This window comes from Paenibacillus ferrarius, from assembly GCF_002027705.1.
GTDB lineage: Bacteria > Bacillota > Bacilli > Paenibacillales > NBRC-103111 > Paenibacillus_E > Paenibacillus_E ferrarius.
In genome coordinates this window covers 40858-63041 of sequence record NZ_MBTG01000021.1, presented here as the reverse complement: position 1 = coordinate 63041, position 22184 = coordinate 40858, and the positions used below count along the sequence as shown (strand labels likewise).

Genomic DNA, 22184 nt, shown 5'->3' with positions numbered 1-22184 from the left:
TCCTCTCGCGATCGCTGGGATACGCTTAGTAAACATCCCTTTGATAACGTTTTTGCTGTTGCATACGGGTTAAATATTCTGCTGCTTCTTCAGGACTGAAGCTGCCCTCTTGTTCAATGATCGTCGCTAAGGTTGCATGCACATCATGCGCCATTTTCTTTTCGTCTCCGCACACATATACGCACGCGCCTTCTTGAAGCCATTTGTAAAGCTCCGCGCTCTTCTCGAGCATTCTATGCTGTACATATACCTTCTGGTCGGTATCACGGGAAAACGCAACGTCCATACGTGTCAATACACCATTCTTAAGCCACTTCTGCCATTCGATCTGATAAAGGAAGTCAGTTGAGAAATGTTGATCGCCGTAGAAAAGCCACGATTTGCCTTCGGCTCCAATTTCCTCACGTTCGCCTAGGAAAGCTCGGAATGGAGCAACTCCCGTGCCTGGACCGATCATGATAATTGGCGTTTCCGGGTTTTCTGGAAGCTTGAAGTTCGGGTTGTTTTGAATATAAACCGGCAGCGTTTCGCCAGCCTTGATACGTTCTGCGAGTTGAACGGAGCATACTCCGTAGCGTTCTCTTCCTTGCGCTTCATAACGCACCGTGCGGACTGTCACATGTACTTCATCCGGGAATGCTTTGAAGCTGCTGGCAATGGAATACAGGCGAGCAGGCATTTTCCGAAGGATGGCTGCAAATTCAGCAGCAGGAGTCCCTTTTAAGGAATAATCCTGCACCAAGTCAAGCAGATCGCGGCCAACGAGATAAGTCTTCAGATCTTGCTCGTGTCCTGCCGCTGTCAGCTCCTGCAAACCTGTATTGGAAGTAAGCTTAGCGACTTGCTCCAATAACGGCTTGGTCAGCACGGTAATTTCGTAATTGCGAAGCAATGCCTCACGCAGCGCACGCTGTTCGCCATTTTTATTTATGGTAACAAGCTCATCGGATTTCCATCCCATAGCTTCGATTAATTCGTCTACAAGACGCGGGTGATTCTCCGGATAGATGCCGATGCAATCGCCGGGTTCATATTGAAGGTTGGAGCCTTCCAAGGAGATCTCAAGGTGTCGTGTTTCGCGATCTGACCCACGGCCATTCAAGTTTAAATTCTCAAGAACTTCCGCTTGGAATGGATTCGTTCTGGAATATTCCGATTCAGCCCCGGGAGTGACTGCCGCTCCTGCTCCAATTGCTGTGACAGCAACGGTTGAAGCTTCACTCAAAGAACTCAGAACGGAATTGATCCATTCGGCAGCAGGCTCATCGAAATCTACGTCGCAGTCGACACGAGGGGAAATGCGTTTGCCGCCCAGCTCTTCCAACCTTTTATCGAAATCCTTACCGGTTTGACAGAAGAACTCATACGAGGTGTCTCCGAGCGAGAGGACAGAAAAGCGCAAATCGTCCAATTGCGGTGCTCTTTTGCTATTTATAAACTCATAGAAAGAAATGGCGTTATCCGGCGGATCTCCTTCTCCATGAGTACTTACGAGGACAAGCAAGTTTTGAATTTTTTTCAAATTGTTAGGTTTGAAATCAGACATCGAGGAAAGGGATACTTGAAAGCCGATTTCTTCCAGCTTCTTGGTAACCTTCTTCGCTAAACCTTGTGATTTGCCGGTCTGTGATCCGAAAAGCACCGTTACCTCTTTGGAGATGACCGGAGCGTTCGCTGCTGCTGTCGCCACTGGAGCTGCTCCCACTGAAGCGGCGGCTGCTGATCCTTGGGTAGCCGCAAGATACCCATTTAGCCAGATCCGTTGTGTATCTGTTAGCGTAGGAAGTAGACGGTTAAGCAATTCTACTTGTTCCTGATTAAAAGGACTGTTTGTTACTTGAAATTCCAAGAATATCCACCTCTCATAGCCTGCATTGATATGAACCCCTAAACATACCTCAATATATTCACTCACCTGAACCTATCATGGCTGAGTGATCAGGTCAATTAGAATGAATTTATAAGATCTATCAGTAATCCTGATAAAGGACTTTCGTCCCCAAAAGATAGGCTTTGGTAGGCCTCCAGCCAGCTTATCTATCGATCCGATGTCTGTCCAGCCTATTATAACAGATCGTTATGTCTCGCTAAACCATCTTATTTGGCAGACAATTTGGCCTGGCGATTGTGCCTAGGGTAGAAACTAATCATAGCTGCAGCTAATCCCAGCAGAAGCACAACTCCTGCCAACCATGGATGATACAGCAGTGTTGAAGTCGATTTCAACAAGTAGCCTCCTGCCCCGGCTCCAGCTGCCAAACCTACATGCACGATGGAAGTATTCAAGCTAAGAACAAGGTTAGCGGATTGTGGGGCTTGCTGAATAAAGTAGCTTTGCACAGCAGGACCACTGACAAACATTGATAAAACGATAAAACCGATGAATACTAGGCTGAGCGTTCTCGACTCTGCACTAATTGGTAACAAGGCTACAGCAGAAATTTGAACAATTAAGCTTAAGGTAATCACACGGGCAGCTCCCCATTTATCAACACTGTACCCTCCCAACCTAGATCCGATGGCGCCAACAATACCAAGTACAAGCATAATAAGGCTGATTGCAGTTGCTTTGATCTCCAAGACATCTTGCATGAATGGGGTCATATAAGTAAATACAATCGAGCTTCCCGATTCTTTGAAAATCGTAATGAACAGTCCGCTTACAATGGCGAAGCTGCCTACGACTTTAAATTGTTTCATAAAAGAAATTGGCTCATCCCCTTCGACTTCCGGTACAAGTCGATAGATGACAAAGGCAATCAATGCGCTCAGCACACTCAGCATGATAAAAATAGACTGCCAATTCAACCACTTCGATATTAGGATTCCAATAGGTACGCCCAAAATCATCGCAGTGCTAAATCCAAGAACGATGGCGCCAATCGCACTGCCTAACTTCTCAGGAACAACTAGCCTAGCAACAGCACCGAAAACAGTGACGAAATAGACGCCTGCGCTCATTCCTAGCACCGCTCGGGTTATCATTAATGATACAATGGTCGTACTGAGAGCAGACAGCAAGCTTCCTATAATAAAAACAAACAGCGAGCCAAGCAATACCTTCCTACGACCGATTCGTGCTGTCAGAGCGACCAAAATGGGTGTTCCTATCGCAAAGGATAAGGAATACGCCGTAATTAATTGCCCGGCTAATGCTAAGGATATTTGCAGATCTTCAGCAATATAAGCAAGAATGCCAGACACAACCAATTCGGCCGTAGCTGTTAAAAATACCCCAATCGTAAGCACATAAATCGTTAATCGATTCATCCTTATCATCCTCCTCAACTTCTCTTGAATGTATTATAATGAAGAGGCATACTTTACGTAAGAAGGCAAATTAAATGGTCTTTATCCAAATATTTTGACTAACTATACAATAGTAAGTAGGTGAGATGAACATGGAAAACATGCAAAAAGAAGAACAAAACTCCTCTCCGATCTGTTCGGTGCTGCAAATTTTAGGAGCCAAGTGGTCTTTCTTAGTCATTGCCGAACTGGCCAAAGGCCCAAGACGTTTCCAACAACTCCATCGCGATCTGGTCATCGTTAGGACGCAATCCTTAACCGACGCTCTTCGTCATTTGGAGAAAAATGGCATCGTCCATCGCGATGTCTTTCCTACCGTGCCCGTGTCCGTAGAATATTCTTTAACGGAAAAAGGGGCAGATTTTCAATCTTCATTGAAGGAAATGGAAAAATGGGCACTTAAATGGGGAGATTCTACGCAATTCATTTGACATAATAATGTAACAATGTTATAAAATTATTGAATAGCACTCGAAGTAAGAGAGTGCTAACGCCGTTCTAGGCATGAACTTATGAACATAGTCCATCGTTCAAATTCGAAAGGAGATCTCCCCGTGGAAAAGAAACAATTTCAGGCTGAATCCAAGCGTCTATTGGAAATGATGATCAACTCCATTTACACCCAAAGAGAGATATTTCTTAGAGAGCTCATCTCCAATGCCAGCGATGCCATTGACAAAATTTATTACAAAGCTTTAACCGACGATGCGTTAGTCTTCGACAAAGATAGTTATTTCATTAAAGTGGCTGCCGACAAAGCAAACCGCACGTTAACGATACGCGATACAGGAATTGGGATGACCAAGGAAGATTTAGAAAATAATCTGGGGATCATTGCGAAGAGCGGATCACTGGCTTTCAAGAAAGAAAACGAATCCAAAGAAGGTCACAACATTATCGGACAGTTCGGTGTAGGCTTCTATTCCGCCTTCATGGTCGCTGATCTCGTAACAGTGACAAGTAGAGCCCTTGGCAGCGATGTGGCTTACAAATGGGAATCTACGGGCGCTGACGGGTATACCATCGAGACTTGTGAGAAAGATACCGTTGGTACAGAAATCGTCTTGAAGATTAAAGAAAATACCGAAGATGACAATTATGATGAATATTTGGACGAGTATCGCTTGAAGGCAATCATCAAAAAATACTCCGACTTCATTCGTTATCCAATTAAAATGGACATTGCCGGCAAACGACTGAAAGAAGGCAGTGAAAGCGAGTTCGAGGATTACGAGGAAGAGCAGCATGTGAACAGCATGGTGCCGATCTGGCGCAAAAACAAAAGCGAGCTCACGCCGGAAGATTATGAGAAGTTCTATAATGAGAAGCATTATGGCTTCGACAAGCCGCTGAAGCATATTCATGTTAGTGCCGACGGTGCTGTAGTTTATCAAGCGATCCTCTTTATCCCGGAAAATATGCCTTACGATTATTACTCCAAAGAGTTTGAGAAAGGTTTGGAGCTCTATGCGAATGGCGTTCTGATCATGAACAAATGCGCGGACCTGCTTCCTGACTACTTCAGCTTCGTGAAGGGTATGGTCGATTCCGAAAGCTTGTCCCTGAACATCTCCAGAGAGATGCTCCAGCATGACCGCCAACTGAAGCTGATCGCCAAAAATATTCAAAGCAAAATCAAAGGCCAGCTGCAAAGCTTGCTGAAGGACGAAAGAGAGAAATACGAGCAGTTCTACAAGGCTTTCGGCCGTCAACTGAAATTCGGCGTCTACAGCGACTACGGAACCCATAAGGAAGTCCTGCAAGACCTGTTGATGTTCTACTCCTCCAAGGAGAAAAAACTCGTTACGCTGGATGAATATATCGCTAGAATGCCAGAAGATCAAAAGTATATTTATTACGCTTCCGGAGAATCGATCGAACGTATTGACAAACTTCCACAAACAGAGATTGTTTCTGAAAAAGGCTATGAATACTTGTATTTCACCGATGATATCGATGAGTTCGCGATCAAAATGATTATGACCTACAAAGAAAAAGAGTTTAAATCCGTATCCAGCGGTGATCTTGGCATTGAAGCGGATGACAAAGAAACCGAAACCGAGTCTGACAAAAATGAGAACAAAGAGCTTTTCGAATACATGACGAACTTGTTGTCTGGCAAAGTATCCAATGTGAAAGCATCCAAACGGTTGAAAACACACCCGGTCTGCTTATCCACAGATGGCGATGTCACCATTGAGATGGAAAAAATATTAAATGCGATGCCAAACAATCCGAATGTAAAAGCCGAGAAAGTGCTCGAAATCAACGTTCATCATGAAGTGTTTGCTTCGCTGAAGGACGCTCTTGCCAAAGATAAAGAGAAGCTGAACCTCTATACGGCTCTTCTCTACAACCAAGCGCTCTTAATCGAAGGCTTGCCTTTGCAGGATCCCGTAGAATTTACGAACGATATTTGTAAAATCATGGTTTAAGCCTTGACTTAAATTTAGATCTATCAAGCACAAAAGAACCTTGGCTTCCATGTGAATGAACATGTGAATCAGGGTTCTTTTTTTACAATCCTCTTTTCACGGCCCATCACCCCTGAATATCGGGAGAAATATCCTTTTCATCGCAGCTTTTCATCGTTTCAGCATTTGCATAGACATAAGCCAATAGACGAACATGATCAATTCCGAGAAAATAAGCAACCTTAACAATGTCTAACTCATAAGAAATGCTTGGAATTTGATTGGACTTGACGGACATTTGCTTCAACCATCCTTCGAATAAATGTAATTAATGGATACGTGATCCGTAAATGTGATATAGTTTTGATACAAGCATGAATCGGTACGATAAAGGCAAAACCATTGAAAAGTGGTGACGCAAAGCTATAGGGACTAAATTGGCATTATCCAATGCTCAAAATGTCAGCCAGCTACCGGTATAGCCTCCGTCCGATTCATAGAGAAGCATTAGGAGGAGATAAAAGATGGTAGAAAAAATTATGGTAGATGGGACAATGAGTTTAGACGTTAAACAATTGATTGACAATTTACATCTTCCGGAAGACGATATTCTGAATATGTTCTCCTTTAAGTTTGATAACAACATTCTGTCACCCGAGGAAGCTATTCGATTTATTCATTTTCTGCGAAGCGAGTTGGACAATCGTACTCAATAAAAGAATTATGCATCAAAGCATACAAAAATACAGTCGGTTGATGTCTGATAAATTATTTTTTTTCAAACCTCGCTAACTCACGGAATGCCAGCATTTACAGGGCATAAACAAAAAAAGACAACGGAAAATCCGCTGTCTTTTTTTTATTTTCTGTCAAATTTCGTGATTATATGTACAAAACGTATGCCTCTCAGCGTATTCCGCTAATCGTTCTTTCCCAAGATTTGCGTAAGCTCTTTCAAAAACATATTAATGTCTTTGAACTGTCGATAGACGGAGGCGAAGCGAATGTACGCCACTTCATCGACGGGATACAATTGCTCCATTACGATTTCTCCAATGCCCAAACTTTCAACTTCGGCATGAGCTGTGGTGCGCAGCTGCATTTCGACTTCAGACACGACCATTTCCAGTCTCTCCATCGAAACAGGTCGCTTCTCACAAGCACGAATCAGGCCTCTCATGATCTTCTCTCGACTAAATTCTTCCCGACTTCCATCCTTTTTAATCACAATAAGCGGAGTTTCTTCCACCATCTCAAAAGTCGTGAATCTTCTTGCGCATTTCTCACACTCGCGACGCCGACGGATTGATTTATTTTCATTGGCTGAACGGGAATCAAGCACTTTCGTACCGGAATAGTCACAGAACGGACACTTCATTCGCTATCACTCCTTTCTCTTGGGTTTGCAGGATTACCATATGTTACAAGTTATGAAGTTTGAAGTTCTGCGCACAATACTAGTACCAACCGACAAGGAGGTGAACAGACATGAGCGCAGGACAATCCCGCAGCAGCAACACTTTAGTCGTTCCTCAAGCTAACGCAGCGTTGGATCAGTTAAAATACGAAGTAGCTCAAGAGCTAGGTATCTCTATCCCACAAGATGGATACTACGGTAATATGGCTACTCGTGACACTGGTGCCATCGGTGGTCACATTACTCGTCGCCTGGTACAAATCGCAGAACAATCTTTGGCTGGTCAATTCAAGTAATCTTGAAGATTAGCTTCTGAATCTGCCAAACAGGAAGTATTGGACTTTAGGCCCCCAAAAGGAGCTAGTCCAATGCTTCTTTGTTTTGTACGGATGCGGAGCCCTCTGTGCCCCATCGGTCAGAGTAGAGGTTCGTATATTTTTCGTAATAATATAAGACACGCGAAACGTAATGACGCGTTTCTCCGAATGGAATTTGATTAATATTCGCTTGGGAGCCATCCCAAATGTCATTTTGCTTCCACTTATTCACGTTACCTTGCCCCGCATTGTAAGCCGCAATCGTATAGAACAGATTTCCATTGTAATGCTTATTGAGCCAACTCAAATACCAAGATCCTAGATTGATGTTCACATCCACTTTAAGCAAATCTTCTTGCGCATGCGGCTCCAGATTCGTCGATTGCACAATCCAATCGGCCGTATCCGGCATAAGCTGCATAAGACCCAGAGCCCCTTTTTTGGACTCCAGATGATGCCTGTAGTTCGTTTCTACGCGGATGATAGCGGCAATAAGAAAAGGATCTACCTTATGTTTCGCCGCGCTCTGCTTGATTTCCTGCTCAAAGTAGATGGGATACAGCTTTCTTCCTATAAAAGAGCTATTCATAAAGAGGACGAGAAGAAAACCAATAAGCAAAAGGGCAAAAACACGTTTTTTGCGCAAAAACGTCATGAGAGCCCCTTCTCCTGCCAAAATCGCTCCACCTCGGCATTGGTTTCTTCCCAAGATCCGCTGTTGTCGACAACAATATTCGCCAAACTTCGCTTCTCTTCAATGGGCATTTGCGCATTAATCCTTTTGTTAGCTTCCAGCTCCGTTAGCCCGTCTCTTTGCATAAGCCGTTCCAGTTGGATGTGACGGGGCACATATACGACCAAGACCTCTTCAAACATATAGCTTAAATTAGATTCTATCAATAAAGGGACATCAACGACAACAAGCTTATTCGGAAATTGCTTCTCGTAGGCTTCCATCTGTTCCCGCATTTGCTTCCGGATAGGGGGGTGCAATAAACTTTCGAGCTGTTTCCGCGCTTCTGTCTGACCAAAGATGATCTCGCCTAGCTTCTTGCGATGAAGAGAACCATCTGGGTGTAGAACAGCTTGTCCAAAGTGGGCTGCAACCTGTTCAAGAACAGGGCTGCCGGGCTCGACAACATCGCGGGCAATTTGATCCGCATCTACCAATAGAGCGCCGCGGCTAACCAGCATGGCACTAACCGTGCTTTTGCCGCAAGCGATTCCTCCTGTTAACCCGATATTCATGACCATTCTCTCCTAATTCGACTATAACATTTTCAATAAGCCCATCAGAATAAGTACACATCCTGGGAGAATCGACAACTTCTTCATCCAATTCATCTCTGCATAACGAAATCCAACTCTTAAGCCTAAGGCAATAAAAGAACCGCTGGAGATAGAGATCACCGAAGCCGTCATGAGAGGGACAAAACCAATTAAAGCCGCGCCAATCCCGGCACCAAAGGCATCCAGTGAAAGAGCAAGCCCCAGCAGCGTCGCTTCTGAAGCCGAAATATTCCCGGATTTGTCGACATCTGCAATCGACGGTGTTCTCAAAATTTGAATAACGAGACCAAAGCGTTTCAATTCAATATTCAGAATCTCTTTTGTTCTTTGCAGTGTGTCCAACGCAATAAGCTCGGAAGCTTCAGCTGAATTTGCAGCTTGATGTGGTTGAATACTGCTCACAGATACTTGATCCAACGTCTTCCCGGCATCTTGCTGCTCCAAGGACTTCCGTTGTCTCATTTGGACTAACGCCCAGACGCCTATTCCAATCAAGATGAGCGCACCGATACGCTGAGCAACCATCGGTGACAGGAAAGAGGACATCAGCACGCCAATTTGCATTGAACAGTAAATAATGATACCAGACCATAGCGATATAATACCAATGGATAGGAACGGAATACGTATTTTGCGCAGCCCATACATCACACCAACACCGAAACCGTCCAACGAAACAGCAAAAGCCAAAATGAGCAAAGAAAGTACAGGAAGCATAATACCCCTCCTAAGAGTGTTACCCCGCAAACACAGCCGTGTTTATCTGGGCTAAGTACTCCTTATCATATGGAGAGGGTGCACTTCACGTGCCTACTTCTCTAACTTCTTTCGAATCCTCTGACGTTTGAGCGGCTGACAGACGGGGCAGATATGTGTGCCTCTGCCGCCAACAACCGTTTTGTAGATCTCTGTTCCGCATTTGTTGCAGGCTTGCGACTGTCGGCCGTAAATGTTCAACTGGTGCTGGAACATGCCAATTTCACCTTGTCCGTTCACATACGATTTAATCGAAGATCCTCCAACTTCCACGGAATCCGCTAGTGTCTTAATAATCGCAGCGTGAAGCAGCATGAGCTCCTTCTTGCTGAGCGACGAAGCTTCCCTTTCTGGATGAATGCCCGCCAGAAATAGAGACTCGTCTACATAAATATTCCCGATGCCAACAATATATTCTTGATTCAGCAGCAGCGGCTTAATCTTCGTGGACCGATGAGCAATCCGGTCACGGAAAGCTTCGAAGGTAAAGCCTTCATCCAGCGGCTCCAGGCCCAGCTTATGGAGCGGAGGCTGTGTAAGCTCTTCTCCTCTGGGGAATAGATGCATCGTTCCAAACTGGCGAACATCTTTGTAGCGGAGCTCGCTGTCGTCTGTGAATCGGAATAAGACATGGGTATGAAGCTCGAGCGGATCGCTCGTGTCATACACCCCATATCGGCCTTCCATACGCAAATGAGAGACCATAACATAATCGGTCAGGATGAATCGCAGAAACTTCCCGCGACGCTCAATGCTTTCAATCGTTTGTCCTTGCAGCAGCACTTCAAAAAGCTGGATATCATCCGGTTTCTGGATAATGCGCGGCAATCTGACCTGAACCTGCGCAATCGTTTTTCCGGTGATTAAATTGTTCAGCGTCCGTTTGACCGTTTCGACTTCGGGTAGTTCAGGCACGGATGTTCACCTCTTTTATGAGTTGGTTGTAAGCAGCTTACTTGGCATCATACCAAGTAAGGCCGAAATCAACGTCCGCACTAAGCGGAACGTCCAGCTGAAGGGCAGCCGCCATCACTTCAGGAACGATGCGGCGCATCGTCTCCAGCTCCTCTTCCGGAACTTCGAAGACGAGCTCATCGTGAACTTGCAGCAGCATGCGGCTCTTCAGCCCTTCTTGCTTCAAGCGGTCGGCCATCTGCACCATCGCAAGCTTGATAATGTCAGCCGCCGTCCCTTGAATCGGCGTATTCATCGCCGTGCGTTCTGCAAAGGAGCGCAGATTGAAGTTCGAAGCCGTAATCTCTGGAAGATAACGGCGGCGCTGCAGCAAGGTGGTGACATACCCATCTCGGCGAGCGTCCTTCACGATATCGTCCATATATTTGCGAACCCCTTGGAAGACAGCGAAATATTGTTCAATGAATTGCGCTGCGTCCTTGCGGGTAATATCTAAGTTCTGCGACAAGCCATAGTCGCTGATCCCGTAAACGATGCCGAAGTTAACGGCTTTGGCTTGACGGCGCATGTTGGCGTCAACAGCGCTCTCCGCCACGCCGAAGACGTCCATCGCCGTCTTCGTGTGGATGTCCATGTTCTGAAGGAACGCTTCCTTCAGCTTCTCATCCTGCGAGATGTGCGCAAGCACGCGCAGCTCGATCTGCGAGTAATCCGCAGCAAGAATGTACCATCCAGGCTCGGATGGAACGAAGACCTTGCGGATCTTCCGACCTTCCTCCAGACGAATCGGGATGTTCTGGAGGTTCGGGAACTGGCTGCTGAGCCGGCCTGTGGCGGCAATGGTCTGCCGGTAATAGGTGTGCACCTTGCCGGTCTCCGGCCGCACCTCTTTCAGCAGCCCCTCGACATATGTCGATTGCAGCTTCGCGAGCTGACGGTAGTGCAGGATCTGCCCTACGATTTCGTTGTAGGGCGCAAGACGCTCCAGCACCTCGGCATCGGTCGAGTAGCCGGTCTTGGTCTTCTTCCAAGCTGGCAGCCCCAGCTTCTCGAACAGGATCTCGCCGAGCTGCTTCGGCGAGTTGATGTTGAATTCGACGCCAGCCAGCTTGTAGATGCTGGTCATGATCGTGTCCAGCTGCTTCACAAGCTCGACACCAAGCGCTTTAAGGCCTTCGGCATCCACATGGATGCCGCGCAGCTCCATCTCCGCAAGCACGCCTGCAAGGGGCTGCTCAAGCTCGTAGAAGAGGCTTTGCATCTCACTCTTCTCGAGTTCATCGCGCAACACCGGTACGATGCGCGCAATCGCCATCGCTTTGCGGCCCAAGTGGTCGCTAAGCGCGGCAAGGTCAGGCAGGCGGAACTTCGCTCCTTTGCCGAATACTTCTTCGTCGGTCTTAACGCCAGGCAGCCCGTACTTGAAGGTCAGACCGCTCAAGCTGAGATTCGATTCCGTCGGATCGAGCAAATAAGCGGCCAAGAGTGCGTCGAAATCCACGCCCGCGAGCGTGATGCCTTGCCATGCCAACACTAACCGTGCACGGTGGAGGTCGAAGAGCTGCTTTTTCTTGGCTTCATCGCCAAGCCAAACGCGCAGCGGCTCCCCGGCAGCACTCTTGAGAAGCTCAGACGGTACATAGTAGGAGACATTCGCGGCGCCATCATCAACAAACCAGACCACACCGACAAGTGAGGCTTGATGCGGATTCTCGCCTACAGCCTCTACATGAATTGCAGCGCTATCCGTGAGTTTGGCGATCAGCTCTCCCAGATTCTCCTCTGAGACAGCTACAGCTTCCAGAGTCTCAACCTGTTCCTCGTTGACAGCCCCAGGACCGAAATCCATCTTCTCCAGCAGTGATTTAAATTCTAATTTGCGGAACATGCCTGACAAAGCTTGTCCATCAAAGCCGTCATAACGGAACGTATCCCACTGCGTTTCCATCGGTACTTCACGGAAAATTGTCGCGAGCTCTTTACTCATTATCGCGTCTTTCGCGTGCTCTTCGACCTTCTCCTTCATTTTGCCTTTCAGATTAGCCGAATTCGCCAGCACTTCTTCCACGGAACCATACTCGTGAAGCATTTTCAGTGCCGTTTTCTCCCCAACGCCAGGTATGCCCGGAATATTATCCGAGGTATCGCCCATTAACCCTTTAAGATCAATGATTTGCCCAGGGGTGAGGCCATATCTCTCTTTGATTTCTTGCGGATTGTACAGCTCAACCTCGCTAATCCCTTTGCGGGTAATCGCAACAGTGACATGGTCGGAAGCTAGCTGCAGCATATCCTTATCTCCGGAGACGAGCAGTACTTTCTCTCCCTTCTCATCAGCGGCTTTGGTCAAAGTCCCGATAATATCATCGGCTTCATAGCCCGAAAGCTCGAACTGCGGAATTTTGAAAGCCGTCAGAAGCTCTTTGATCAATGGAAACTGCTCGGAAAGCTCTGGCGGCGTTTTGGCGCGTCCACCTTTGTATTCGGCATATTCTTTATGTCTAAACGTAATTTTCCCCGCATCAAAAGCAACGAGAAAATGTGTCGGTTTTTCCTCTTCAATCAATTTGAGCAGCATCGTTGTAAAGCCATACACAGCATTCGTATGCAAGCCGTTGGAATTGCTGAGCAGCGGCAAGGCATAGAACGCTCGATTCGCAATAGAGTTACCATCAATAATAATAAGCTTATCCATAAGTTCGCACCCCGATTTTTGACATACTTCCTTCATCATAGCATACGAAATTAAAATAAAAAAACGGTTCCGCACATAAACATAAAAGGAAGGCATGATTCGATGGCCAGGACTTCAGAAGGAGGTTCTCCGTATGAGCCCTTTTTTCTCACCAGCACGCAAAAAGGTCATCTTTTTTGATATGAATAATACGATACTGGATCGTAGACAGTGCTTTGATTCGGCATTCCTGGAAGTTATGAACGACTACACGGCGAGGTGGGAGCCGGACGAATCGCTCTTCTCCGCTCAAGATGTGCTGCAAAGCTACAAGATGGAATGGAGCCGTCACCGAAAGGCACCGATTCGAAGCCCAATTTCACCGGATGAGCTGCGCCACATCTGCTTGCGCAAAGCACTCCATGCTTTGCCCGTAAGCGTTAATCCTGCTTTTACGCGCGCTTTTTTTGAACAGGTTGAAGAACAGGAGGATCACTTTGTCGCGCTCTTCCCCGGTGTGGAAGACACGCTGGATGCCCTGTCTCAAAACTATCAGCTTGCGATCATCAGTAATGGAAATCGAAGGCGGCTGCAAAACAATTTGGAGAAAATGAAACTAACCCCTTGGATTGACCAAGAGCGTTTATTCAGCTCAGAGAAGGATGGTCCGCGTAAACCGCACCCAGCGATCTTCGAACGTGCCTTGAAATCGATGAACGCGGTTCCTAACCAATGTGTGATGGTTGGCAATTCGTGGCGTAATGATGTGGTAGGGGCTGCCTCAAGCGGCATGGACGCGATCTGGATACATCCCGGGAATATCAAAAAAATATCCGAGCGCCGAATCGGAAAGCAGAAGGTCATTATTATTCGTTCTTTTAAACAGTTGGTGTACACTTTCTAAGTAAGTTTGCTAGCCAATATTTTGAAAATAATAAATACTGCCTTGATGCGCTTTGGCTTTCTTCTTAAGAAGCGCCGCTGTGTGTGAAATGTGTTCGAGTGAAATGGGAGATTCACAACTGCATACGACAAGCGAAAGGGACAATGTGACTCCCTCGCTCTTCACTTTATTCCCGCTCCGATCCCACACGTACTCCCATTCCTCCTCTTCATAGAACATCTGGACACCTTGTTCAAATCGGCGAATCATCTCCTTGCACAATTGCTCCGGTGCCTGCGTTCCAGAAATCGCGATAAAATCGTCGCCCCCCACATGCCCCACAAAATCATACGGCGTTCCGCAAACAGCGATGGCTTGCTGCATGACATCCGCTGTATATTGAATCAATTGATCCCCTTTTTGAAAACCAAACCGATCGTTGAACCATTTGAAGTAATCCAGATCCGCATACACCACATGGAATGGCTTGCTGTCGCTGATCCGTTTATTCAATTCCCGATTAATTTGCAGATTGCCCGGAAGTCCAGTCAGCGGGTTCGCTACACGCGCAGATTCCATCCGCACATTCGTAATGCTCTCAAGGATCGTCCGAATCGAAGCCGCGCCTGCCATTTTGCCATGGCTTGTAATGATCACAAGATCATACAAATGATGAATGGAGCGAGAAGTCGCCATCTGAGAAACCTGCTCGACATAGGTGAACTCGTCCACGATAAGCGGCGCTTCGTCCATGATCCCGTCGATCGTACGATTCCAGAACAAGGAAAACGCATATTGCCCGGCCAAGTGCTGAAATAGGCGTTCACGCATCACAAGACCCACCGGTACGTCCTCATCCACAATGACCACACCAACAGCTTCTTGATGTTTCTTGAAATGGTCCGCTACAACTGAAATCAGCACCCTCTTGTCAAATACTTGAACAGGGGTGCTCAAGTCTCCAATGTTCCATGTCATGCTGCCGCCTTGCACTTTGCGATGCTGCCAGATTAACATGCTCAAATTGTCCGCCAGCTTAGCAGCAGCTTCATTCGGTTTACCTAACAAAAACCCTTGCGCGTAATGGACACCGAGCCGGGTTAATTTAATCAGTTCATCCTCATGCTCGATGCCTTCAGCAATAAGAGAGATATTCATTTTCAGCGCAAACGTAACGAAGGTTTCGAGAATGTACTCTTTCACTTTGCTTTTATGTATATTTTCTATCAGCGACCTGTCGATTTTGATAAAATCAGGCTGCAGCTCGGCAATTGCTTGCAAAGAGGAATATCCCGCTCCTGCATCGTCAATGGCAATCCGGTATCCTTGTTTGCGGTAATGCTCGAGAATCTTCTTAGCCAGAGAGAAATCCTCAATCGAGCTTCTTTCCGTGATTTCAAAGACGACATTGTTCGGACTGAGACCGTGATTCTGCAATATTTCAAGAGTCTTACCGGGAACAAATCCAGGATCGTACAAGACTTGCGAAGAAATATTAATAAATAAGAGCTGCTTCGGATGCTCCAAAATAGATCCTTGAATAGCTTTCTCGCGCGCCAACTGTTCAAGTGTATAAAGTTCGCCTTGCTGCTCGGCAAATTGGAACATGGCTAGCGGGGAGTGAAACGGACTTTCCTTCGGGCCTCGAATTAAAGCTTCATACCCCATTACTTGACCATCCTGCAAGGAAACAATCGGTTGATAGACGGAATAAAGGAGCTGCTCCTTAATCATCTTATGATACTGTTCCAACACGTCTGACTGAGCACTCATGTCCATCATCCCTTGTTTGTTATTACGTATAACGCTAGTCTAACAAACCAAATAGCTTCCTTTATTAACCTTATGTAAAATCTTTGTAAAGACTTCAATAAAAAAAGAGGTAATTTCATCTTTTCCACGAAAAGAAAAGGGAGAATCGCTAGGTGCTTAGTCGGCATATGCCAGCACGGAAAGGATTTGAAATGGAACACCAGGTCAAAATCTTGGCGGTAGATGACCGCTACGAGAACTTACTGGCTCTAAGCAGTATTCTGGCTTCTTCGCACTATGAAGTTATTTGTTTACAATCCGGCGAGGAAGTCCTGCGCTATTTATTAAAGGAACCTGCCGATCATATTGCTGTGATTTTGATGGACGTACAGATGCCCGGGCTTAGCGGCTTTGAAACAGTCGAATTAATTAAGCAGCGCAAAGCTTGCCAAGATATTCCTATCATCTTTCTAACAGCGCTTAGCACGTCGATCGAGCATGTGTTGAAGGGCTACCATGTCGGATCCATCGACTACTTATTCAAGCCCGTCCATCCCGAAATGCTGCGCAAAAAAGTCGATGCCTTCGTCAATATGCACTTGAATCATCAGAAAATCAAAGCACAAAGCGAACTCTTACATAAGCGAACCTTAGATCTCGAAGAGACCAATCGCAAGCTGGCTGAAGCCGATGAGAAATTGAAGCAGCAGAATGTCCTTTTGGAGCAATGGGTAGAAGAACGCACCTCCGAATTGGTTGATGCCCACGAGAAACTGTTGAAATCTCAAGAACATTTCAAAAAAATGTTTATGCTCTCGCCTTCCTTAATGGCCATTCGGCGTCTGCCTGACCTCACGTATCTGGAAATTAACGAAAGCTGGAAACAATACACAGGATATGGCGATGAAATTCTGGGTACGAAGCTGAATCTCTTGCGAACAGAGCAAGGAGACTATGTCTCCAGCGATGAAGTGATCCATAATTGCAAAGTGAAATACGAAACGAAATCAAAAGAAGTTCGAACTGCCCTGCTTTCCACGGAAATCATCGATATCGAAAATGAAAGCTGCATGCTGCAAGTTGCCGTGGATATCACCGAAAGCTTACGATTCGAAACAGAAATGGCACGGCTTGCGCAATTGAACTTGGTAGGTGAAATGGCTGCTGGAATTGCCCATGAAATTCGCAACCCCATGACGACCATTCGCGGCTTCCTTCAGTTATTTCGTGAGAACGATCGAAATATGCAAAAACAATATATCCCTATCATGCTGGAAGAGTTGGACCGCGCTAACGAAATTATTACCGAATATTTATCACTCGCCAAAAATAAACAATCCCATCAACAAGCAGAAAATATTAATCGAATCATCGAAATGCTGCTGCCTCTCATCCAAGCGGAAGCCGTCATGTCCGGCAAGCATGTCCACTATGAATTCGCTCCCTGTCCAGATATTCAGCTTGATGACAAAGAGATGCGCCAGCTCATATTGAATATGTGCATGAACGGCTTGGAAGCTATGCATGTGGGTGGTAAATTGCACCTTCAAACCTACCAGGAACAAGACCATGTTGTCCTCCTCATCGGCGATGAAGGGACAGGCATTGATGAGCATCATCTGGAGAAGCTTGGCAGGCCCTTCTTCACGACCAAGGACGAAGGAACCGGGCTCGGCTTAGCCATCTGCTACAGCATCGCCGCGAGGCATCATGCTTCCATTGAAGTTCAAACCAGCTCGAGTGGGACAACCTTTTATATTCGTTTTCCGCTTCCGAATTCTCCGGAATGAAGTGCCCATAGACACAAAAACCTTCAAATCCAGATACGTGGATTTGAAGGTTTTTGTGCTAACTCGATGCAGCTGTTTTGCTGATGGAACTTAGGAACTTATGAAACTACACGTTCAAATCTTTACGTTTGCCTGTCACCATATAGATGACACCTTCACCGATATTGGTCGTATGATCTGCGACGCGCTCCAAGAAATGAGCTACAAACAACAAATGAGTCAATTGGCGGTTGCGGTTGTAATCCGAGCTCATCAGCCCCATTAACTCCTGCATCACCGTGCTGTAGAGCTTATCTACACGATCATCCTTCTCAGCCAGTGATGCTGCTCTGTGAACGTCGCGCTCTGTGTAGGACAGAAGGCTTTCATGCAGCATTTCGATGGCGATCTCCGCCATTTGTGGAATAACTTCCAGCGGCTTCACCAATTCTTCCCCCGCGAAGCGGATCGTAATCTTGGCGATATCTACGGCATGATCTGCGATGCGTTCCAGATCCGTAGCAATTTTCAGAGCTGTTCCAATGATTCGCAAATCACTTGCCATTGGCTGCTGCAAGGCAATTAAACGCAGGCATAATTCATCGATTGTCGTTAGATAATCATCAATCAGGTCATCCGTCTTGATCACTTGCAGTGCAGCCTTCTCATCCAGCTTAGCCAGAGACTCCACCGACTTGTAAATCAATTTCTCTACACTTTCCCCCATATCCTGCAGTTCTTTCTGTAAAAGTGTCAACGATTGATGAAACCCTGGTCTTGCGTCCATTTGCTTGTCCCCTTTCGATGTGGTTAGCCGAATCTTCCAGTAATGTAATCTTCCGTACGCTGATCATTCGGGTTTGTGAAAATTTTATCCGTTTTGTCAGTTTCGACTAAGTACCCATTCAAGAAGAAGGAGGTCATATCGGAAATTCTCGCTGCCTGCTGCATGTTGTGTGTCACGATAATGATCGTATATTTCTCTTTCAATGTTTGCGTCAATTCTTCCACCTTCAGTGTGGAAATGGGATCGAGTGCAGAGGTTGGCTCATCCATCAACAAGACGTCCGGTTCAACCGCAAGCAAACGCGCTATGCATAGACGCTGCTGCTGACCGCCGGATAGTCCGAGAGCAGATTTGTGCAAACGATCCTTGACTTCGTCCCAAAGCGCTGCTTGTACTAGGCTACGTTCTACGATTTCGTCTAGAACTGCTTTCTTCTTCGTGCCATGAATGCGCGGTCCGTAGGCGATATTGTCATAAATGCTCATCGGGAACGGATTCGGACGTTGGAAAACCATACCGACACGCTTGCGCAAGGATACGACATCGGAATCGGAGCCATAAATGTTATGACCGTCTACAGCCACATTGCCTGTGATACGCACGCTGTCAATCAAATCGTTCATACGGTTCAGCGTACGCAGAAAGGTCGATTTCCCACAACCGGAAGGACCAATCAATGCCGCGATGGTACCTGTTTCAATCGCCAGCTCGATATCATGCAGCGCGTGATTTTCTCCGTAAAATAAATTCAATTTATCTGCTTTAATTTTATGTTTAGTTGCCACGTTTATTTCCCCCCGGAAAGTCTTTTTTGTAGAATTCGGCTCGGTATGCTAACCAGCAAATTGAAAATTAATACGACGATCAGGAGCAGCGCGGCACTGCCTTTGGCTATTTCCTTAGCGTCCGGGACAAGAGCTTCAGCCCCTACGTACCAGAGATGGACAGATAACGTCTCCCCCATTTTGAGCGGGTTGAAATCCGGAAAGAAACGGGAAACCGATAGACCGGCTGTATAAATGAGAATCGCAGATTCCCCTAATGCGCGCCCTGCAATCAAGGTAATGCCTGTAATCAAGCTAGGCAGCGCCGCGGGAATCAGCACTTTGCGGATGGCTTGCCATTTCGTCGATCCAAGCGCCAAGCTTGCTTCCCAGTAAGACTCAGGTACTGTTCGTATGGACTCTTCAGTAACCCTAACCATGACGGGTAAATTGAGTAGAGCAACCGTTGCCGCTCCGCCGATAATGGAGAACTTCAAGCCAAGCAAATTGGCGAATAATAGAAATCCAAACAATCCGAAAACGATAGATGGCACAGAGGATAAAGCTTCTACGGAAATACGGACGAGATCCGTAAACCAATTCTTTTGGGCATAGATAGCTAAGTAGATACCTGAAAATAATCCGATCGGAATGGAAATTAATAACGACAAGAATAAGACATAGAAAGAGTTGAACAATTGCGGTCCTACACCGCCGCCTGCTTTGATCTCTTCGGACTTGCCGAAGATGAAATGCCAGGACAAATGCGGTACGCCTTCCCCTAATATACGAACAAGGAACCAGGCCAAGATAGCAATGATCAAAATACCTGCGGCCCAAAAGTAAAATGTCGCAATACGATCAGTTGTTTTACTTGTCATTTCAGTTCACTCCTTTTGGCCACGATACGAATAATGAGAATTAAGGATAAGGAGATCACCAGTAGGAGCAAAGCCATTAAATAGAGCGCGTTATTCCAAGCGGAGCCGTAATTGGTATTTCCCATATCTTTGACGATGGCTGTAGTTAACACAGTAGTGGAATCAAGCAAGGATTTCGGCATTTGCGGCGAGTTTCCGATCACCATGAACACGGCCATTGTCTCGCCGATTGCGCGGCCCATTCCAAGAATGATAGCCGTTAGAATTCCCGGTCTTGCTGCAGGCAGCAGTACGCGCCACATCGTTTGCCACCGTGTTGCTCCCAAAGCAAGGGAAGCTTCCTCTAAACGACTAGGAAGTGCTCGAATAGCATCTTCAGATATGGAGAGAATAGTCGGTAGAATCATAATCGCCAAGATAATAGAAGCTGGTAGAATCCCGTAACCGATTCCGCCTGTAAATTTGCCCAAAGCCGGAACGATAACCGTCATCCCGATCAAACCGTAGACGACCGATGGAATTCCAACAAATAAGTCTGTTGCAGGGCGCATGATTTCGCGCATCCATTTCGGTGCAATTTTGGCCATGAACAAGGCGCCGGATAAGGCTAATGGCACCGAGAACACGACGGAAACCAGCGTCATAAGCAATGTGCTATATAGAAAAGGGAAAGCTCCGAATTTATTTTGGCCAGGTGTCCAATCAGTGGAGAAGAAAAATTCTAATGGACTTACATCTTGAAAAGTCTTAATTCCCTGCATACCAACGAAGACAATAATGGAGAAAATAATCGCGGATACAAGCGCAGCGCTTATAACAAACACCCAACGCATGAGGCTGTCCTGTCTATGTTGTCCTTGAGTCCATTTGGTAACGAGTGGACGGCTCTTTTCCGAATTCGTGCTTGTTAGTTTGTCTGCTACTGAATTCAATGGGTTAATCCCCCTTCTATTAATAAACGCATGTCTTACATACCTTACTTCTAGGATAGGTTACGATTGTCATTGGATCGTTAATGAATTGTTAAGAGAATGTAAAAGTTTTATTTTTGTCGTAAAAAAAGAGCGCCCCATGTTGCGAGCGCTCTTGTTGGAAGTTTTTATTATTTTTTGAGCAAATCAGCAGGCAAGAATTTCAAATCACGAACTTGTTTGCCTTGGAATTCTTTGCTGGAGATGTAAGCGATGAAAGCTTTAGCTGGATCTTTAGCTTCGCCTTTTGTATACATGTGCTCAACACCAAACAATTTATAAGTACCGTTTTTGATGTTTTCTTCGGAGAAAGCTACACCATCAATTTTCAATGCTTTTACAGTATCATCGATATAAGGCGTATCCACATAACCAATGGAGCTGGATTGACCAACTACCGCTGTTTTCATAGCGCCACTGTTTTCTTGTGTGATACCGTCTTTTGTGAATTCTTTGCCATCAAGAATAATTTGTTTAACAAGTGTACGGGAACCTGAGCTGTCTGGACGGTGAACAAGAACGATTTTCGCGTCATTGCCGCCAACTTCTTTCCAGTTCGTGATTTTACCCATGTAGATGTCAGCTGCTTGTGCTTTAGTTACGTTGTCTACTTTCACGTCTTTATTAACGATGAATGCGAAAGGTGCGATTGCTACTTGGTGGTCAACAAGACCTTTATCTTTATATTCAGCAGCTGGCTCAACATCGGAGTTACCAATGTCAGAAGTACCGTCAGCTACGTTTTTAATTCCTGTACCGGATCCGCCTGCTGTAACGTTAATAGTTACTTTCGGGTTCTTTTCCATAAATTCCGTTGCCGCTTGTTTCACTAAAGGAAGAAGTGCACTGGAACCGGAAGCTGTTACCGTGCCGCTAAGTTCTGTTTTTGGAGCGTCTGTAGGTTTCGCAGAAGCTGAAGCTGCTGTGCTAGCAGCAGGTGTTGCGGAAGCTGCAGGTTTCGTCTCTGTTTTTGCGCCGCAACCGACCAATGACCCCATCATTAATACCGCGGAAAGTGATAATGTAATTCCTTTTTTCGACATGAACTTGAACATGGTTAGCATGTCCTCCTTTGATTTTATGTTACTGGTTATAGTTAGCTTTGCGCCGTTCTCTTCTGTCTGGCTCACTAACTTACTTCCCTATGGTAACAATCAAATGTAAATTCCAAACCCACGAAACGTAAACGTAATGTAAAACTTTTATTCTCATATCCTTCTGATAGAAATATGGGTAAATTTACATTTGATTTACACAATACAACGCTATAGTTAATAGAAGAGTC

General features: G+C 46.0%; 21 protein-coding genes and 1 riboswitch. Of the genes, 6 read left to right on the top strand and 15 right to left on the bottom strand.

Features of this window, described 5'->3' with window-relative positions:
- Positions 1-25: 25 nt before the first annotated feature.
- Positions 26-1849 (bottom strand): assimilatory sulfite reductase (NADPH) flavoprotein subunit, encoded by a 1824-nt coding sequence (locus BC351_RS21890; RefSeq protein WP_079414926.1) that lies wholly within the window; start codon positions 1847-1849, stop codon positions 26-28.
- Between the two features lie 248 nt (positions 1850-2097).
- Complete coding sequence (locus BC351_RS21885) at positions 2098-3270, bottom strand: MFS transporter (RefSeq protein WP_079414925.1); 1173 nt, start codon at positions 3268-3270, stop codon at positions 2098-2100.
- A gap of 131 nt (positions 3271-3401) precedes the next feature.
- Between BC351_RS21885 and BC351_RS21880 the strand changes: the two genes are divergently transcribed.
- Positions 3402-3740, top strand: coding sequence for a winged helix-turn-helix transcriptional regulator (locus BC351_RS21880; RefSeq protein WP_079414924.1), 339 nt, complete (start codon positions 3402-3404; stop codon positions 3738-3740).
- A gap of 123 nt (positions 3741-3863) precedes the next feature.
- Complete coding sequence (htpG, locus tag BC351_RS21875) at positions 3864-5744, top strand: molecular chaperone HtpG (RefSeq protein WP_079414923.1); 1881 nt, start codon at positions 3864-3866, stop codon at positions 5742-5744.
- Between the two features lie 106 nt (positions 5745-5850).
- Here the strand turns inward: htpG and BC351_RS42360 are convergent, their stop codons facing one another.
- Complete coding sequence (locus BC351_RS42360) at positions 5851-6021, bottom strand: hypothetical protein (RefSeq protein WP_158082187.1); 171 nt, start codon at positions 6019-6021, stop codon at positions 5851-5853.
- A gap of 84 nt (positions 6022-6105) precedes the next feature.
- Positions 6106-6201, top strand: a riboswitch (cyclic di-GMP riboswitch).
- 46 nt (positions 6202-6247) lie between these two features.
- Between BC351_RS42360 and BC351_RS21870 the strand changes: the two genes are divergently transcribed.
- Entirely contained in the window at positions 6248-6439 is a 192-nt protein-coding gene (locus BC351_RS21870) for a hypothetical protein (RefSeq protein ID WP_079414922.1), read from the top strand.
- A 203-nt stretch (positions 6440-6642) separates the two neighbouring features.
- Here the strand turns inward: BC351_RS21870 and nrdR are convergent, their stop codons facing one another.
- Positions 6643-7101, bottom strand: a complete 459-nt coding sequence (nrdR, locus tag BC351_RS21865; RefSeq protein ID WP_079414921.1) for a transcriptional regulator NrdR — start codon at positions 7099-7101, stop codon at positions 6643-6645.
- A 110-nt stretch (positions 7102-7211) separates the two neighbouring features.
- Between nrdR and BC351_RS21860 the strand changes: the two genes are divergently transcribed.
- On the top strand, positions 7212-7436 hold the full coding sequence (locus BC351_RS21860; RefSeq protein WP_079414920.1) for an alpha/beta-type small acid-soluble spore protein: 225 nt from the start codon (positions 7212-7214) through the stop codon (positions 7434-7436).
- Positions 7437-7500: 64 nt separating this feature from the next.
- Here BC351_RS21860 and BC351_RS21855 read toward each other — a convergent pair whose 3' ends face one another.
- From BC351_RS21855 to polA, 5 genes are all read right to left on the bottom strand, one after another.
- A complete protein-coding gene (locus tag BC351_RS21855; protein WP_079414919.1) occupies positions 7501-8112 on the bottom strand; it encodes a lytic transglycosylase domain-containing protein in 612 nt (203 codons plus the stop codon).
- Positions 8109-8705, bottom strand: a complete 597-nt coding sequence (gene coaE / locus BC351_RS21850) for a dephospho-CoA kinase (RefSeq protein ID WP_079414918.1) — start codon at positions 8703-8705, stop codon at positions 8109-8111. Before coaE ends, BC351_RS21855 begins: the two co-directional genes overlap by 4 nt.
- A 21-nt stretch (positions 8706-8726) precedes the next feature.
- Positions 8727-9464: an MntP/YtaF family protein gene (locus tag BC351_RS21845; protein ID WP_079414917.1), complete on the bottom strand. Its 738-nt coding sequence runs from the start codon at positions 9462-9464 to the stop codon at positions 8727-8729.
- Positions 9465-9557: 93 nt separating this feature from the next.
- Entirely contained in the window at positions 9558-10418 is an 861-nt protein-coding gene (gene mutM, locus BC351_RS21840; RefSeq protein WP_079414916.1) for a DNA-formamidopyrimidine glycosylase, read from the bottom strand.
- A 37-nt stretch (positions 10419-10455) separates the two neighbouring features.
- A complete protein-coding gene (polA, locus tag BC351_RS21835) occupies positions 10456-13113 on the bottom strand; it encodes a DNA polymerase I (RefSeq protein WP_079415002.1) in 2658 nt (885 codons plus the stop codon).
- A 133-nt stretch (positions 13114-13246) separates the two neighbouring features.
- Between polA and BC351_RS21830 the strand changes: the two genes are divergently transcribed.
- Entirely contained in the window at positions 13247-13996 is a 750-nt protein-coding gene (locus BC351_RS21830) for an HAD family hydrolase (RefSeq protein WP_079414915.1), read from the top strand.
- 9 nt (positions 13997-14005) lie between these two features.
- Here BC351_RS21830 and BC351_RS21825 read toward each other — a convergent pair whose 3' ends face one another.
- Positions 14006-15748 (bottom strand): GGDEF domain-containing protein, encoded by a 1743-nt coding sequence (locus tag BC351_RS21825; RefSeq protein ID WP_158082186.1) that lies wholly within the window; start codon positions 15746-15748, stop codon positions 14006-14008.
- A 167-nt stretch (positions 15749-15915) separates the two neighbouring features.
- On the opposite strand from BC351_RS21825, the gene BC351_RS21820 reads away from it, so the two are divergent.
- Positions 15916-17517: a response regulator gene (locus tag BC351_RS21820; protein ID WP_244209134.1), complete on the top strand. Its 1602-nt coding sequence runs from the start codon at positions 15916-15918 to the stop codon at positions 17515-17517.
- A gap of 106 nt (positions 17518-17623) precedes the next feature.
- On the opposite strand, the gene phoU is transcribed toward BC351_RS21820, so the two are convergent.
- The 5 genes from phoU to BC351_RS21795 all read right to left on the bottom strand — a co-directional run bounded on the left by phoU (position 17624) and on the right by BC351_RS21795 (position 21954).
- Positions 17624-18283: a phosphate signaling complex protein PhoU gene (gene phoU, locus BC351_RS21815; protein WP_079414913.1), complete on the bottom strand. Its 660-nt coding sequence runs from the start codon at positions 18281-18283 to the stop codon at positions 17624-17626.
- A gap of 23 nt (positions 18284-18306) precedes the next feature.
- The gene (gene pstB, locus BC351_RS21810) at positions 18307-19074 is read right to left on the bottom strand and encodes a phosphate ABC transporter ATP-binding protein PstB (protein WP_079414912.1); all 768 of its coding nucleotides are present in this window, start codon (positions 19072-19074) and stop codon (positions 18307-18309) included.
- Positions 19071-19928 carry a phosphate ABC transporter permease PstA gene (pstA, locus tag BC351_RS21805; RefSeq protein WP_079414911.1) on the bottom strand — a complete coding sequence of 286 codons (858 nt, stop codon included), beginning with the start codon at positions 19926-19928 and terminating at the stop codon, positions 19071-19073. The genes pstB and pstA overlap by 4 nt, the downstream gene beginning before the upstream one ends.
- Positions 19925-20860 carry a phosphate ABC transporter permease subunit PstC gene (pstC, locus tag BC351_RS21800; RefSeq protein WP_079414910.1) on the bottom strand — a complete coding sequence of 312 codons (936 nt, stop codon included), beginning with the start codon at positions 20858-20860 and terminating at the stop codon, positions 19925-19927. Before pstC ends, pstA begins: the two co-directional genes overlap by 4 nt.
- 170 nt (positions 20861-21030) lie before the next feature.
- Positions 21031-21954 carry a phosphate ABC transporter substrate-binding protein gene (locus BC351_RS21795; protein WP_079414909.1) on the bottom strand — a complete coding sequence of 308 codons (924 nt, stop codon included), beginning with the start codon at positions 21952-21954 and terminating at the stop codon, positions 21031-21033.
- Positions 21955-22184: the final 230 nt, after the last annotated feature.

What these genes read in the sequence shown, in the direction of transcription:
- BC351_RS21820 (WP_244209134.1), top strand. Translation starts at nt 15,916, where the DNA reads ATGCCAGCACGGAAAGGATTTGAAATGGAACACCAGGTCAAAATCTTG.
- BC351_RS21885 (WP_079414925.1), bottom strand. Translation starts at nt 3,270, where the DNA reads ATGAATCGATTAACGATTTATGTGCTTACGATTGGGGTATTTTTAACA.
- phoU (WP_079414913.1), bottom strand. Translation starts at nt 18,283, where the DNA reads ATGGACGCAAGACCAGGGTTTCATCAATCGTTGACACTTTTACAGAAA.
- coaE (WP_079414918.1), bottom strand. Translation starts at nt 8,705, where the DNA reads ATGAATATCGGGTTAACAGGAGGAATCGCTTGCGGCAAAAGCACGGTT.
- BC351_RS21795 (WP_079414909.1), bottom strand. Translation starts at nt 21,954, where the DNA reads ATGTTCAAGTTCATGTCGAAAAAAGGAATTACATTATCACTTTCCGCG.
- BC351_RS21880 (WP_079414924.1), top strand. Translation starts at nt 3,402, where the DNA reads ATGGAAAACATGCAAAAAGAAGAACAAAACTCCTCTCCGATCTGTTCG.
- pstA (WP_079414911.1), bottom strand. Translation starts at nt 19,928, where the DNA reads ATGACAAGTAAAACAACTGATCGTATTGCGACATTTTACTTTTGGGCC.
- BC351_RS21870 (WP_079414922.1), top strand. Translation starts at nt 6,248, where the DNA reads ATGGTAGAAAAAATTATGGTAGATGGGACAATGAGTTTAGACGTTAAA.
- BC351_RS21825 (WP_158082186.1), bottom strand. Translation starts at nt 15,748, where the DNA reads ATGAGTGCTCAGTCAGACGTGTTGGAACAGTATCATAAGATGATTAAG.
- nrdR (WP_079414921.1), bottom strand. Translation starts at nt 7,101, where the DNA reads ATGAAGTGTCCGTTCTGTGACTATTCCGGTACGAAAGTGCTTGATTCC.
- BC351_RS21860 (WP_079414920.1), top strand. Translation starts at nt 7,212, where the DNA reads ATGAGCGCAGGACAATCCCGCAGCAGCAACACTTTAGTCGTTCCTCAA.
- BC351_RS21830 (WP_079414915.1), top strand. Translation starts at nt 13,247, where the DNA reads ATGAGCCCTTTTTTCTCACCAGCACGCAAAAAGGTCATCTTTTTTGAT.
- BC351_RS21845 (WP_079414917.1), bottom strand. Translation starts at nt 9,464, where the DNA reads ATGCTTCCTGTACTTTCTTTGCTCATTTTGGCTTTTGCTGTTTCGTTG.
- polA (WP_079415002.1), bottom strand. Translation starts at nt 13,113, where the DNA reads ATGGATAAGCTTATTATTATTGATGGTAACTCTATTGCGAATCGAGCG.
- BC351_RS42360 (WP_158082187.1), bottom strand. Translation starts at nt 6,021, where the DNA reads ATGTCCGTCAAGTCCAATCAAATTCCAAGCATTTCTTATGAGTTAGAC.
- BC351_RS21855 (WP_079414919.1), bottom strand. Translation starts at nt 8,112, where the DNA reads ATGACGTTTTTGCGCAAAAAACGTGTTTTTGCCCTTTTGCTTATTGGT.